Origin of the sequence: Hydrocarboniphaga sp. (genome assembly GCF_965279055.1) — a bacterium.
Lineage (GTDB): Bacteria > Pseudomonadota > Gammaproteobacteria > Nevskiales > Nevskiaceae > Hydrocarboniphaga.
In genome coordinates, this window is record NZ_OZ257125.1 from 2,863,624 (window position 1) to 2,879,683 (window position 16,060).

3 protein-coding genes are annotated in these 16,060 nt (G+C 67.6%); all 3 read right to left on the reverse strand.

Features of this window, described 5'->3' with window-relative positions:
• Window positions 1-142: 142 nt before the first annotated feature.
• The 3 genes from ACQZF9_RS12980 to ACQZF9_RS12990 all read right to left on the reverse strand — a co-directional run bounded on the left by ACQZF9_RS12980 (window position 143) and on the right by ACQZF9_RS12990 (window position 16,058).
• Window positions 143-1,756, reverse strand: coding sequence for an alkaline phosphatase family protein (locus tag ACQZF9_RS12980; protein ID WP_428309391.1), 1,614 nt, complete (start codon window positions 1,754-1,756; stop codon window positions 143-145).
• Window positions 1,757-1,939: 183 nt separating this feature from the next.
• Window positions 1,940-6,874 (reverse strand): beta-ketoacyl synthase N-terminal-like domain-containing protein, encoded by a 4,935-nt coding sequence (locus ACQZF9_RS12985; RefSeq protein WP_428309392.1) that lies wholly within the window; start codon window positions 6,872-6,874, stop codon window positions 1,940-1,942.
• A gap of 142 nt (window positions 6,875-7,016) precedes the next feature.
• The gene (locus tag ACQZF9_RS12990; protein ID WP_428309393.1) at window positions 7,017-16,058 is read right to left on the reverse strand and encodes an SDR family NAD(P)-dependent oxidoreductase; all 9,042 of its coding nucleotides are present in this window, start codon (window positions 16,056-16,058) and stop codon (window positions 7,017-7,019) included.
• Between the last annotated feature and the right edge of the window lie 2 nt (window positions 16,059-16,060).

Here is a 16,060-nt window from a genome sequence, read left to right on the forward strand (position 1 = left end):
GGCAATTCCGTTGCCAGACAAGTTGCATTACCTATGCCGCAATCACCCAGGCTGCCAGCCGAACGGTCGCAATCGCCGTTTGAACGGTCAGCCATCCGAGAACTGGTACCGGACAGCTGACAATCGAGCTTTCCTCCTGCGGTTATTCCATGTAGCCGAGCATCTGCAGCTGCTCGATGATCTGCTGCTTTTCGGCCTCGTCCATCTCTTCGCCGGCCTCGCGCTGCACCTTGCGCGTCGGCGCTCCTTTCTTGATCGGGTTGGCGGCGAAATATTCCGGCGTGAAGAAGTGCGTCGCCACCTTGCCTTCCATGTCCTTGGGCACGGCCAGGCCGAGGCTGTAGAGCAGCGTCGGGCAGACGTCGCGGATGTCGCAGCGGTCGGTCATGTCGGCCGGCAGGATGCCGGTGCCGGCGGCCATGAAGATGCCGTCCGGATGATGGGTACCGGCCGGCGTGTCGCGCATCGCCACCGCCGGCTGGATGTTGCGGATCGACACGAAGCCGTTGTCGCGCAGCACCAGGGTCAGATCGCAGGCCTTCTCCATGTGCGCACCCGGGAACCATTCCTCACGCTTGAGCACGTCGACGACCACCGGCTCGCCTAGCGGATTGCGCAGCGACTTCAGATCGGCGATGAGTTTCTCGCGGAAAGCCTCGTACTCGCTCGGCTGGATTCCCGGCTCGCCGGGCTTGGTCGACACGCGGATGTGGATGCCGTTGCTCGACGGCGTGCGGCAGTAGGCGGTGGTCTTGGACCAGTCGAGATTGGCGAAGTCCGAAGCCTCGCGACGCAGCGCCTGCTCGCTGCCGTCGTGCGTGGCCCAGGAGAGATAGCCCTTCTCTTCGAGGAACACGTTGATGCGCAGCACTTCCACCGAGGCGGTGAAGCCGTGGTCAGAGGCGAAGAACACCTGCACGTCCGGACCGCAGAGCTTGACCAGCTGCTCGATGTAGTCATCGACGTTGCGGAAATATTCCAGGCAGACCTCGCGCATCTTCAGGTCATGCGCCGAAGGGTTGGACTTGAGCAGCTCCGGATCCAGATACGGCCAGGCCTGGTGCTGGATCTTGTCGGTGCCGTCGAACATCACCGCCATCAGGTCGGGCTGCTCGTTCTTCAGCACGTACTCGGCGACCTTGAACCACTGCTGCTCGCGCGGCAGGTGGTAGCTGACCCACTTGAAAGTGTCTTCCGGCGACAGCACTTCGGTGGCCTGCTTTTCGTTGTCGAAATCCCAGGCGAGTTCCTTCGGATCGAAGCCCGCGATTTCCGCCTTGAGCTTTTCGAACAGGCCGGCCGGGTGGCTGTTGCGGCGCAGATGCTTGGCCGGGATGAAGCCCGGCACGACGGTGCCGTTGGTTTCCGGCGGCGGCGGCGCGGTCAGCGGAAAATTCAGCGCGGCGATCTTCTTGCCGTTGCGATTGGCGATCTGCCAGATCATTTCGGAGTCGACGTCGCGGCTGTCGTACAAGGTCCAGTAGACCTCCCCGCCCTTGTCCTCGGCGCGGATGAAATCGAACACGCCGTGCGCGCCCGGATTCTTGCCGGTCATGATCGAGGTCCAGGCCGGCGGCGTCAGCGGGTTCGGCGTCGAGCGCAGCTTGGCGCGCGTGCCGCCTTTGAGCAGCTTGGCCAGATACGGCATCGTCACGCCGACATCGGGCAGCTCGCGCAACATCTCGTCGAGCACGGTGAAAGTGCAGCCGTCGAGGCCGATGAATAGCGTCTTGGTCTTCGTGTTCTGCGAGTCCATGAGTGTGCTCAGTAAGTGCCTGTTGTACTGCCGTTGAATACTTTTAAAGCCACCACAAACCCCGTTCGTCCCGAGTAGCTCACACAGTGAGCGTATCGCGGGACCGGATCGCGATCATATCCCTGGCCACGCCGCAAGCGGCTAATCGGGACCAACGGAGTGTGTAAGGTGGTCCGCATAACACTAAGCCGTTCGCCCCAAAGTGACCGCCGCCGCGCCACCCACCGCGGCGCCGCGACACAGCGCGACGACGATGTCGTCGCCGTTGTAGTGCAGCTCGATCTCGAACTGCTGGGCGCCGCGGCGCACATGCACCCAGCGGCCGCTCGCGTTTCCCAGATCGGCGCCGCTGATCTGCCAGTCCTGCGGCCGGCCTTCGAGGCCGGTGCCGGCGGATTTGGCCGCCGCTTCCTTGGCGCACCACAGCGCGACCGCGGCGCGGCGCAGCTCTTCACGCGGCAGGCTACGCAAATAGCGCTCCGATTCGGCGGCACTGAATGCGCCGGCGATCAGATCCTCGGCATCGACGCGATTCAAATGCTGAAAGTCGATGCCCGGCGCGGATTCGGCCGGGCCGCAGACCGCCACCGCAGCACGGCGGCTGTGGCTGATCGACACCGCCGGGTACAGCACGCCCGCCGGCCAGCCGAGCACGTTGACGACATAGGGCGCGCCGTTGTCGCGATTGCCGATGTGCACGTCGGCGGCCGCAACCGCGAGCTTCAGATGCTCCGCGGCCCAGGCACGCACCGCGTCCTTGGCGCAGACGCGGCCAACCAGCCATTCCTCGCGGCGCGGACCCGTCGGCGGCAGTTCGCCGCTGAACACGCGCCGCTCGTCCTCGTTGAGCACCAGCGCGGCGAGCATGCGCTTCCACACCGCGCTGCCCTGGTCCAGATAGCCGGCCTCGAACGCTTCGAGATAACGCGCGGCCAGGCCGCTGCCGGCCAGCTCCCGTTCCAGGTTCGGCACCGACAGGTAGCGCTCGATCGGCGCGAGCCGGAAGCGATACAGATTCTGCGGCGCGGAGTATTTGACGTCTTCCCAGTTCGCCGCGCGCGCGATCAGCTGGCCTTCGGAATCGATCAGGTCGAACTGGCAATCGACCTTGTGCGGCGCGATGCGAATGTCGGCGCGGCACAGCAGCGAGCGATCGGCCGGCAGCGGGTCGGCGTACTGCGTGTAATGGCCGAGGTTGTACGGAAAACACTTGAAGCCCCAGCTGAGTTTTTCTGTCAGCCAGTAGCCGGCGAGCTGTCCGGCGGCGTCGAGCAGCGCCGCATCGATGCGGAATTTCGGCGTGGACGTGAACGAAAAATAATCGCGCGTCGCGATCGTCGCCACGTCGGCCTCGATGCCGTCCTCGTTCCAGCCACGCAGATGCTTGACGCCCTGCAGTCGCGGGCCGTGAAACATGCCGTGGCGATACAGCTCGCCCGGCGGATTGGTGCGCGCCGGCTGCAGCGCACCGGCGCTGAGCGCGCGCGGCGGCGGCGGCGCCGGATAGCGCTCGGCCATCGTCACCTGGCCCTCGAACACCAGGGTCGGAGTGCCGTTGTCGTGATAAGGATCGAGCTGGAACAGCTTGACCGCGACCCGCGGCGATTCCATCGGCGAACGCAGCCGCTCGGCGACGATGCGCAGGCCGAGGCGCTTGTCGTTGTCCAGGCTCAGCCAGCGATGACCGCGGCAGGATTCGATGGCGATGACTTTCAGCGCGTCGCCGGCGAGCTTGCACGCGGCCTCGGCAATGATCTCCATGCTGAAAGTAAACGGCACGACGATCAGCGGCAGCAGCTCCGGCGCGCGCGCCGACGGCGGCAGGCCGATCGCGTGATCGAGCAGGAACAGATCGGTGTGCGCGGTATACAGGCGCTCGCTGACCAGCTGCTGCGCATCCAGCGACAGGATCTGGCCGAGCATCGGATAGTTCGGGTCCAGCGACGGATCGGCGCTCAGCGCCGCCGGCATCTGGATCGAGTTGCCGCTGCTCGCAAGCGCAGCCGGCATCGCCGCCGCTGGCATCGTGCCGCCGGCCGGCAGGCCGCCGAGCACGCGCGACTGGCTGTCGAGGAACGCCTGCATCAGCGAGAAATGCGATTTCAGCGCGTTCATGCGCGGATCGCCGGGCCTGGCGTGCACCGGTGACGAGGGCGGCGCGCCCGGAGCGGCGCGATCGACTTCGCGCACCACTTCCCTGATCACTTCCTTGACCACGACCTGCGGCTGCTGCGGCGCACGATGCGCCGGCGCCCAGTCCTCGGGCAGGCGCATCGTCGGCATCTGCAGCTTGATCTGCAGCCTGCGCCGCGCGACGGTCCTGGGCTCGACCAGCAGATCGATCTCGGCGACTTCGCGATGCGCGTACAGTGCCGCCGGCTCGAAGCCGACGCCACTGGCGAACAGCTGCGCCAGCATCGCGTGCAGCTGCGCCATGTCGCTCTTGCGCCGGCTGTTGCTGGAGACGGCGACGATGTCGTCGCGATCGCGCAGCGTATCGCCGACGAATGAAGTCAGGTTGCCGCTCGGGCCGACTTCGACGAACACGCGATAGCCGTCGTCGTAGAGTTTGTGCAGCGTCTCGGTGAAGCGCACCGGGTTTTCCCACTGCTGCGCAGCGAGTTCGCGTATCGCGTCGGGCTCGTCGGGGAACGCTTGGATCGAACGCGCCGAATACAGCGCGGTGCGGCCCGGGCCGAAATCCATCGCCGCGAAATATTCGCGGTAGGCATCGGCCAGCGGCTTGAACAGCGGCGTGTGATAGGCGCGGCCGAAAGGCAGCTCCTGGCAGATCGCACCTTCTTCATTCAGGCGCTTGGCCAGCGCCTGCGCTTCGGCCGGCGGCCCGAACATCACCAGCTGGTTCGGGCAGTTGTCCATCGCCACCTGCATGCTGCCGCTGCCGGCCAGCAGTTCGGCGCGCATCTCGGGACGCAACGCGCCGATCGACAGCAAGGTGCCTTCGGCGATGCGGCCTTCGGTTTCGAGCTTGCGGAAGATCCGGTTCAGATCGCGCACCGACTCGGCGATCTCGTCGCGGCTGTCGAAGCGGCGCACTTTGCAAGCGGTGATCGCGGTGTTCTCGCCGGTGCTGTGGCCGAGCATCGCGTCGGGCTTGAGTCCGAGATCGTCGAGCAGGGTCTGGATCGCCATGCTCGCGGCGAACACGCTTTCGGCGGCGACGTCCATTTCGTACAGGCGCGCCTCCAGCGCCTTGCGCTGCGCATCGTCCAGGCCGGTCGGCACCGGGAACAGCGCCGCCGCGCGCCCGGCCGCGCCATGTCGCAGTGCGGTGGCCTCGATGAAATCGAACCAGTCGCGTACCTGCGGAAAATGCAGGCACAGGTCGGCGAGCATGTTGCTGTACTGCGCGCCTTCGCCCGGATACAGGAAGCACAGCTTGCCCGGCACCGCGCCGCGACCGTAGTGCAGGCCGCTGCGCGTCTTGAACGGTTTGGCATCGGCGCGCGACAGCTTGTCGATCGCCTGCTCGAGTTTCTTGTGCAGATCGCCGGCGTTGTCGGCGACGATCGCCAGGCGATGTTCGCCGCGCGCATACGCGCTGCTGGCGCGAGCGATCGCGGCCAGATCGCTTGCCGGCGTCGCGTCGAGATGCACCAGCGTCGCCTGCGCGAGTTTGACCAGCCCGGCGATCGAATCCGCGGCGAGCGTGACCAGCTCGGTCGGTGCCGGACGATGCAGCACCTGTACCTGGAACTTCGACGGCCCGCGATATTCCTCCATGATCACGTGCGCATTGATGCCGCCGAAACCGAAAGCATTGACGCCGGCGCGACGCGCGTGATTGCCGCCGTGTATCCATGGCCGGGTTTCGGTGTTGATGTACAGCGGCGTCTTGTCCAGATGCAGATCCGGATTCGGCTCGTCGCACAGCGTCGGCGGCAGGATACGGTGGTGCAGCGCGAGCGCCGTCTTGATCAGCGAGGCCGAGCCGGAGGCCGGCAGGCAGTGGCCGATCATCGACTTGACCGAGCCGACCGCGATCTGCGGTCCGGCGCCGCGGCCGCGATACGTGATCTCCAGCGTTTCGATTTCGGTGGCGTCGCCGACGTCGGTGCCGGTGCCGTGGGCTTCGATCAGATCGATGGTATGCGGATCGATGCCGCTGCTGTCGTAGGCGCGGCGCATCGCCAGCACCTGGCCTTCGAGGCGAGGCGTCAGCAGGCCCTTGGCGCGGCCGTCGGAGGCGACGCCGATGCCCTGGATCACCGCGTAGATGCGATCACCGGCGGCCTCGGCGTCGGCCAGGCGCTTCAGCACCAGCATGCCGACGCCTTCGCCGAGCAGCGTGCCGCTGTGGCCTTTCTGGAACGGCCGCAGCTGGCCCTTGGACAGGGCCTTGATCTGCGTGAACTGGACGAACAGCTGCGGCGGAATCTGCGCCTGGCTGCCGCCGGTGATCATCAGGTCGCTGCGGCCGGTGACCAGCTCGCGCACCGCCTGGTCCAGCGCCATCATCGTCGACGCGCAGGCGGCGTCGACGATGTAATTCGGCCCCATCAGGTTGAGGCGGTTGCAGATCAGGCCGGTGATCACGTTCGGCGTCAGCTGGCCGACGAGTTCGCCGCTGTACGGCGGCAGCTGCGCCTTGAAACGCTCGCGCAGTTCGATGAGTTCCGCCGGCGTGAAATCCGGGCGCAGGCCGGTCACCGCCTTCATCATCTCGTCGACGAACAAGGCATGGAACAGCACGTTCGCCTGGCCGCGATTGGTGTAGGTGCCGCGGCCGAGAATCACGCCGGCGCGGCTGCGATCGAAATCGCGCTTCTTGTAGCCGGCGTCGGCGAGCGCGTCGCCGGCATGCTTCAGCGCCAGCAGATGGTCGGGATCACCGCCGTCGGCCTGGCTCGGCATCACGCCGTATTCGGTCGGATCGATGATCGCCAGGTCGCGCAGGAAACCGCCGCGGTTGGTGTAGATGCGATCGTTGCGCTGCGCCCAGTTCTCCTTGTCCATGAAGTAACTGGTCCACTCGTCGTCGGCCGGCGCGACCGCGTCGACCTTGTCGAGGATGTTCTGCCAGTAGGCGCGCACGTCGCGCGCGCCGGCATAGCAGCCGGAAACGCCGACGATGGCGACCTGCAGGTTCTCGCTCAAGAGTTGTTCCCCTTCCCCCGCACGCGGTGGAAGGCCGGGATGGGGGCATGCGGAAAGGCCTGCGCCGCGACGACTCGCCCCCACCCTGGCCCTCCCCCGCAAGCGGCGGAGGGAATTTCGATTGGCAAGTCGAAGCCCGCCATCACTGCGCGTTCTCGGTGCCGATGCGGTTCAGCGCCGCGCTGAGCGTGCTTTCCGCATCGAGCATCGCCAGGCGCAGCCGGCCTTCGCTGTCGGTGAACGTCGCGTCGTAGGCCACGGCCTGCTCGTGCGCCGCCGGCTTGATGCGGAAGCGCAGGCTCAAGGCACCGGTCGGCGGCGGCAGGCTCGGCACGCGCAGCACGCGGCCGAAGCGGCTCGGCAGCGCGCTCTGCTGGCGATGCACGCGGCCCCAGATCCAGGCGAGCTGCGCGGCCACGTCGATCAGGCCCGGGTCGAACAACCAGTCGCCGGACACGCCGATCCAGTCCTTCGGATGGCTGACGGCTACCAGCGCATCGACACCCTCCGGCGCGACCGCGGTGATATCGGTGAGCAGGCGGAAGCGGCCCGTGTGGAACAGCATGCGCTCGTAAGTCTGCAGCGCGTTCATGCGTGTGCCGCTGATCGCGGCCGGCACCTCGACGATCGGCGCTTCCAGGCGCTCGACCAGGCGCACCGAGGCGCGATACAGCGGCGCCTTGCGGCTCGGGTCGGCGATGTCGACGGTCACGGTCTGTTCGCCGGGGCCGGAATGGCTGGTGGCTTTGGCGCGAATTTCGATCTCGCGCGTCGCGCCCGGCTCCAGCACCACGCCGGCCAGCGTGCGCAGATCCTGCACTTCGGCGACCTGCCAGCCCGGCCAGCCCTGCCCGACCATTTGCGCGACCCATTCGGTCGCCGCCGCCGCCGGCAACACCGGACGGCCGTCGATGACGTGATCGCCGAGATAGGGATCGCTGTCCAGGCCGAAACGATGGTTGAGCACCAGTGCGCCGCCGGCGCCCATGCGCAGCGCCGAGCGCACCAGCGGGTACTGCGAAACCGTGGCCGCCGCTTCCGGCGCATCACTGGCTTCCATGGTTTTCCACGGACCGGCGCCGATGACGATTTCGACTTCGTGCTTCGGCCCGCAGGCGAGTTCACGCAGGAAATATCGGCGACCGCCAGCGACCGGAATCGGCTCGATGCCGCGTTCGCGGAACTGCTGCTTGACCGCCTCGCTGGCCATGCCGGCGTCCCAGGGGCCCCAGTTGGCCGCGATCACGCGCGTCTCCGGCCAGCGCCGCGACAGCGTCCACGCAAGGCGGTTGCAGGCCTCGTTCGCGGAGGCGTAATCGATCTGGCCGCGATTGCCGTAACGGCCCGCGACCGAGGTGAAGAACACCAGCAGCTTCAGCGAATCCGGCCGCAGCTTCTTGCTCAAAATGTAGCTGGAATCGAGCTTGGTGTTGAACACGCGGGCGAAGGACTCGTCGGTCTTGTCGGCGATCTTCCGGTCTTCGATCACGCCGGCGCCGTGCAGCACCGCATCGATGCGACCGTAGTGCTGGTAGATGCCGTCGATGACACCACCGAACGCAGCCTCGTCACGTACGTCGCAGGAGAAGTAGCCGACGTTGGCGCCGCGCGCGCGCAGCCGATCGAGATTGCCGCGGATTTCGCGTTCGGTCAGCACTTTTTGCGTGGCGCGTTCGATGTCGACCGGCTTCGGCGTTTCCCCGCGAGCGCGGGCCTGAGCCAGCAACACTTTCTTCAGCGTCGAGGCGTCGGCCGCGATCGCGGTTTCCGCCGATTCCGGCGCCGGTTCCGGCGTGCGGCCGAGCAGCACGAAGCTGATACCCGGCACCGCCATTTCTTCCAGCAGCTCGGCGGTGATGCCACGCGCGCCGCCGGTGGCGACCACCACCCATTCCGGCGACGGCTGCAGATGCGGCGCGAACGGCGTGTCGGCCAGCGCTTCCTCCACCGTGCTGACGCTGTAGCGCGCGTCGCCGGTGTGGCCGGCCTCCGGCGCGCGATCGTCGGCGAGCAGCTCGTCGCAGAGATGCGAGGCGATGGTTTCGTCGGTCTGGCCGTTGAAGTCCACCGCGCGCAGCGTCGCGCTCGGATACTCGTCGCGAACGCAGTTCAACATACCGTTGAGGCCGCCGGCGAGCGGCGTGCCCGGGCCGACCGCGTCGCGGCCGAACGTGCCGCCGAGACGGCTCGCGGCGATCACGCGCATGTCGCCGAGCGCCGCACCGAAGGGCTTGAGCATGCGGAACAGCGACAGCACGCTACGCTCGCCGAGCTGCTGCCAGGCGAGCAGGGTCTGCGGCTCGTCTTCGGCGAGGCCGTGCAGATGGATCACGCCGGAAACCTTGCCATGCGCCGCCTGCGCCTCGGCGATTCCCGCCTCGATACTGGCGGCGTCGATCGCGTCGATGCGCAGCGGCGTGACACCGGCTTTGTGCAGGTGCGACAGCAGCGGCAGCACGATCGCGTCGGCTCCGCCGGCCACGATCACCGCGCCGGACATCGTCACGCGCTTGGCGGTCAGCGGCGCGGCGCGCGGGCGGATCACGTAGCGCGGCACTTCGCTGAGCACCGCGGGGACCGGCGCGACTGGAGCTACCGCGACTGCAGCGATCGTTGCAGCAACGACCGGCGCCGCAGCTGCGGCCATCGGCGCCTGTGCGGCGCCGAGCTGATCCAGAATTACCGCCAGGGTCTTGGCGCGCGTATAGCTTTCCATTGACGCCTGCATCGCGGCCGCCAGCGACTCAGGCAGCTTCTTCTGCAGCGCGCCGACGATTTCGACGCGCTTGATCGAGTCGATGCCGAGGTCGGCTTCCAGGTCGGCATCCAGCGCCAGCATGTCCGCCGGATAACCGGTGCGGTCGGCGACGATCTCGAGCAGCAGGCTGCGGTAATCGACCGCGACGCTCGGCGCAGCAACCGCGACAGCCAGCGTCGGTGCGGCCACGACCGGCAGGGCAGCAGCACCGCCGAGTTTGGCGAGGTTGTCGAGAATCGCCGCCAGCGTCTTGGCTCGCGTAAAGCTTTCCATCGTCGCCTGCATCGCGGCCGCGATATCCGCCGGCAGCTTCTTCTGCAGCGCACCGACGATTTCGACACGCTTGATCGAGTCGATGCCGAGGTCGGCTTCCAGGTCGGCGTCCAGCGCCAGCATTTCGGCCGGGTAGCCGGTGCGATCGGCGACGATGTCGAGCAGCGTCGCGCGGTAGTCGATCGCCGGAGCGGCGGCGACAGCGGCGGCAGCGACCGGCGCGGCAGCTGCGGTGGTCGCGCCCACCAGCGGCTGGACCACGTCGACGATCGTGCGCAGCGTCTTCGCGCGCGTCAGCTTTTCCATCTGCGACTGCAGCGCTTCGGACACCGAAGCCGGCAGCGCTTTCTGGAACGCGCCGACGATTTCGACGCGCTTGATCGAATCGATACCGAGATCGGCCTCGAGATCGGCGTCCAGCGACAGCATGTCTTCCGGATAACCGGTGCGATCGGCGACCAGCTTCAGCAGCAGCGGCGTGACGTCGATCGCCGGCGCGGCGATGGCGACCGCGGGGGGTGCCACCGGTGTGCCGATCGTCGCGGCAACCGCGGCAGCCGGCGTCATCGTCGCGGCGATTTCGACCAGCGGCTGCAGGATCGCGTTGAGCGTCTTGGCGCGCGTGTAGCGCTCCATCTGCGCCTGCATCGCGGCGCCGAGTTCGGCGGGCAGGGACTTCTGCAGACTGCCGGCGATTTCGACGCGCTTGATCGAGTCGATGCCGAGTTCGGCTTCCAGATCGGCGTCCAGCGCCAGCATGTCTTCGGGATAGCCGGTGCGATCGGCGACGATGCGCAGCAGCATCGCCGACAGCGCGGCGGCGTCGAGGCCGGCAGCAACCGGTGCGGCCACCGCAGCAGGCGCGGCTGCGACCGCAACGGCAGCAGCAGCCGCTATCGGCGCCGCCACGGGAGCCGGTACCGGTGCCGCCGCAACGACCGCAGCCTTCGGCATCGGCGGAACATACGACGGCATCGGCGCCGCGGCCGCCGCAGTCGCCGGCGCACCGCCGAGGAACTGCGAAATCACGCGCTCCTGCAGGCTCAGGAACTGGCGCATGGTTTCGTGGTACGCCATCAGCGCTTCGCCGCCCTGCGCGCTCGGCACGGCCATCGCGGCAGCGGGCTGCGGCGCGTAGGCCTGCATCGGTGCGGCAGCAGCAGCGGCCGGCGCCGGCACATGAATCACGGTCGGCTCGGGCTTCGGTGCGCTATCCAGAATCTTCTGCACCACCGCGGCCTTCACTTCCACGGCCTTTTCGAGCGTCATCGGCGGATGCTGTCCGGTGCGCAGGATGGGATCGTTGTGCGGCCGCACGTAGCCGCCGGAGATGTACCACGCCGTGGCCGGAATCTTGGCCGGCTGCGCGCGCTCGGCGAGTTGCGCCAGTGACAGCGCCTCGACCGTGCGACCTTCGAACAGGCGCGCGACCTCGAAGTCGACGCCGAGCGCGATCAGATCGGCCAGGCCGCTCAGCAGGCCGCGCAGACCGCCGCCCTGCCCGTCGAGCGACACGCTGCGCGCATCGCGACCGGCCAGCGTTGCCGAAATCATGTTGCTGCAAATGCTCTTCGGGCCCAGTTCGAGGAACAGCCTCACGCCGTCGGCGTAAAGCGCCTGCACCTCGCTGACGAACTCGACGCTGGACAGCAGGTGCGCGTCGAGCTGCGCCCGCATCGCGTCGACGCCGGCCGGATATTGGGCGCCGCTACCATTGGAATAGACCGCGAGCGTCGGCTCGCTGAACTCGGTGGTCGCGATCGCCGCCGACAGCGGGCCTTTGGCGCTCGCCATCAGCTCGGTGTGGAACGCGCCGGACACCGGCAGCCGGGTCACGCGCAGGCCGGCGGCGCTGATCGCGGCGACGGCTTGTTCAATCTGCTCGGCCGGACCGGAAATCACGGTCTGCTCGGGCGCGTTGTGATTGGCGACGACGACGCCGGCGAACGGCGCGATCCGGGTCAGCACCACGTCGCGCGCGGCCTGTACCGCGGCCATGCCGCCCTTGATCCCGCTGCTCGCGGCCTCGGCCATCACCCGGCCACGTATCGCCGACAGCTTCAGGAAGCTGGTTTCGTCGATCACGCCGGCCGCATGCAGCGCGGCGAATTCACCGTAGCTGTGGCCGGCGGTGGCCACCGCGCTGATGCCGAGTCGGCGCGCCAGATTCAGGTAACCGACTTCGAGCGCACCGATCGCCGGCTGCGCGTAGCGCGTGTCGGTCAGGCGCTTCAGCTGCGCGGTTTCGGTGTCGGCGTTGAAGGCCGATTCCGGCCAGATGCGACGCGACAGGCGCTCCGGCAGTTCACTGCTCAACGTCGCGTCGGCGCGTTCGATCGCCGAGCGCAGCTCGTCGACGAACATCGCGGCCTCCGCGCCCATGTCGACGTACTGCGCTCCCTGTCCTGGGAACACGAACGCGATCTGCGGCGCGGTGCCAGGACGATCGAGCGCGAGCTTGATGTGCGGCGCCAAGGGCTTGGTCGGCGCGTTCAGATGCGCGATCACCGCTTCCAGATCGGTTGCCAGCGACGCCATGCTGCGCGCGGCCAGCGCCAGACTGGCTTTGGCGCCGCGACGGCGATCCGCTTCCTTCGCCAGGCTGCGCGCGAGCACCGCCAGTTTCAGCCGTGATTTCGGCTGCTGCGCGAGCGCCAGCACGCGCTCGACTTCCGTGCGCAGCGCCGCCGCGTCGGCGGCGCGGAACACGATCAGTTCCTGCGTCCAGTTGCGCGAGCCGTTGATTTCCGCATTGGCCATGCCGTCGCGATATTCCTCGACGACCGCATGGAAATTGGTGCCGCCGAAGCCGAACGCGGACACGCCACCGCGACGCGGCGTGCCGTCCGGATTGGCGAGCCAGGCGCGCGGCTGCTTCAGAACGAAAGCGGCCGACGTCGGATCGGCGATCGCGTCGAGCGGATCATCGACATTGGCGTGCGCCGGCTGCACGCGGTGATACAGCGACATCGCCAGCTTGATCAGGCCGGCCATGCCGGCGCTGGCCTTGGTGTGGCCGAGGATGGTTTTGACCGAACCCAGCGCGACGCTCTTCGGCTCAGCGCCGAAACTCTTCAGCGCGCGCGTGATGGTCTCCGCCTCGGCCTTGTCGCCGACCGCGGTGCCGGTGCCATGCGCTTCGATCATGCCGAGCGTGGCGGGCGTGAAGCCGGCCTTGCCGTAAGCGCGATTCAGCGCGCGAATCTGGCCGTCCGGACGCGGCGCGGTCATGCCCAGCGCCTTGCCGTCGCTGGAACCGGCAACGGCCTTGATCACCGCGTAGATGCGATCACCGGCCGCTTCTGCGTCTTTGAGCCGCTTCAGCACGACCATGCTGACGCCTTCGGAAATCACGATGCCGTCGGCCTTCTTGTCGAAAGCCTTGGACACGCCGTTGGGCGACAGCGCGCCGGTCTTGCTGAAACACATGAAGCCGTAAGGACTTTGCACGGTGTCGACGCCGCCGGCGATGGCGACATTGCTACGACCGCTCTCCAGCTCATTCACCGCCATCGACAAAGCGGCCAGAGACGAAGCACAAGCCGCATCGACGGTGAAGTTCAGGCCACCGAAATCCATGCGGTTGGTGACGCGGCCCGCCGTGACGTTGAGCAGCACGCCGGCGAAGGATTCGTTGGTCCATTCCGGCAGGCGCTCGAAGGCGCCGTCGTTCATATCGCTGACGAAGCGCGGCAATTCACTGCGTACGCCGTATTGCAGACCCAGATCGCCAGCGCCACCGGAGGCGCCGAGAATCACGCTGGTATGTTCGCGATCGAAATCGGTCAGGCCGGCATCCTCGATCGCGCGATTCACCGTCTCCAGGGTCAGCAACTGCATCGGGTCGATCGACTTCATCGAGTTCGGCGGAATGCCGTAGCGCGTCGGGTCGAACATCAGCTCGTCGAGAAAGCCGCCCCACTTGCTGTAGATCTTGTCGCGCGCGTTCCGGTCGGCGTCGAAATACAGGCGCCAGTCCCAGCGCTCGCGCGGCACTTCGGTGATCGCGCTGACCTTGCCGAGCACGTTGTCCCAGTAGCTTTCGACGTCCGGCGCTTTCGGCAGCAGCACGCCGATGCCGACGATGGCGATGTCCGAGGGCGCGGCTTTTTCGACTTTGGCGTGCACCGCCTCGTCGAAGTTCGCCAGCATCTCCTGCGATTCGTTGCAGACGCGCGCATGCAGCTCGGCGACCGACATCGGCTCGTCGGTCAGGGTCGCGACCTGGCCGATCATGTACATGCCGTCGGTCAGCTGCTGCTCCGGCGCGATGTCGACGACCTTGCCGCTCTCGTCGCGATTCTTGCCTTTCGACGCGATGCGCAGGCGACCCATGTTGAGGTCTTCCAGCGTGTCGCGGATTTCGTCGGCGCTGTGCTGGCCGCCCATCAGTTCGCGGCGCGCCTTGAAGAAGTCGTGCGCGAACTGCGTGTTGGCGCAACGCGTCGCGTGGCCGGGGCCGGTCTCCAGATTCACGGTGCGCGCGCAGGCGACGGCCTGGTCCTGGAAGCCCTGGACGATGGCGCCACTGGACACGATCTCGTGCGTGAACAGGTAAGCCGTGCCCATCAGCGCGCCGACTTTCATGCCGCGCGCCGCCAGCGGCGCGGTCAGCGCGGCCAGCATCGCGCCGGAACGCGCGTCGCTGATGCCGCCAGCGAACATCAGGTGGACTTCGGATTCGGTGCCGGGCGTGACGAAGGCCAGCAGCACTTCGATCATCTGCTCCCACAGCGGGAAGCTGGTGATCGGGCCGATGTGGCCGCCGCACTCGCGGCCTTCGAACACGAAGCGCCGCGCGCCCTGCTCCAGGTACATCTTCAGCAGCGCCGGTGCCGGCGCGTGGATATAGGTCTTGATGCCGCGCTGCTCGAACGCCGCGGCCTGATCGGGACGGCCGCCGGCGATCAGCGCATACGGCGGCTTGCACTTCCAGATCGCTTCGCACTGCTCGTCGCGCAGCGCCTGCGGAATGAAGCCGAGCATGCCGACGCCCCAGACCTTGTCACCGGCCAGGCGCGCGGTTTCCTGCAGCATTTCCAGCACCTGGTCACCGCGCATCAGCGCCAGCGCCAGGAACGGCAGCGCGCCGTTTTCGGTGACCGCGGCGGCGAAGGCCGGGCTGTCGGAGACGCGCGTCATCGGGCCCTGCGCCAGCGGATAACGCGTGCCCTGCGACTTGGCCAGCGGCGCATCCTCGGCAAGATGGCCGAGTTCGGCGGCCTGGCGCATCTGCTCGAAACTGATCTTGCGCAGCGCCTGCACCAGCTTGCCGACGCGCTGATAGCGCTGGCGATAAATCGCGCCCGCGCCGATGCCCTGGCCTACCGGCATCAGCGAGTTCTCGTCCCAGCCCACGCGCGCATCGGTGGTGCTGCGCCACACGTCCAGCGCCATCGTGCCGGCTTCGGCGGCGCGGTTGTCCGCGTCGGCCAGCTTCAGCGCCGCTGCGGCGGGCCTGGCGTAGACGCGGCAGGGCATGTCGAGCAGCTCGCCGAACAGGCGCGTCTCGGCGCCGACTAGGCGCGCGAGCTCGGTCTTGGTTGCCTCGCTGAGCGCGCTGTCGTCCATCAGCAGCAGCTGGTCGTCGAGCACCACGCCGGCGGCGCCGGCGGCGCGGCAACCGGCCGCGGTGTTGATACCGATGCCGCCGCGCACGAAGACCGGCAGCCGGGTCTTGCGCAGCAGCTTCTGCACGAGAATGTAGCTGGAGTCTTCTCCGACCCAGCCCGGCGATTCGTGGCCCTTGGCGACGATGCCGTCCGGCGTGAAGCTCAGCGTGGCCAGATCATCGGCCGAGCTGAGCTCGATCAGCAGGCGGTGCTGGCCACCGCGGCGCAGCACCTCGATTCCGGACTGCGAGCCGCCGCGCGGCGCGATCACCAGCGTCAGCGGCCGCTCGCCCGCCAGCGCAAGCAGCTTGTCGACCAGCGGCAGATGCGCCGGGCTCGCCTGGATGCCGACGCGACCGTCGGTGGCAGCGAGCAAGCGGCGGAAGTTCGCCAGAGCGCGCGCTTCGTCGGTGCAGAACTCCAGATCGAGCAGGCCAAGGCCGCCCGCCCGCGCGGCGGCCACTGCCACGCCGGGATGCGCCCAAGCGGCCGGGGCCAGCGCGATGATTTCGAATGCTTGGCTGCTGATGATGCTGTTCATAA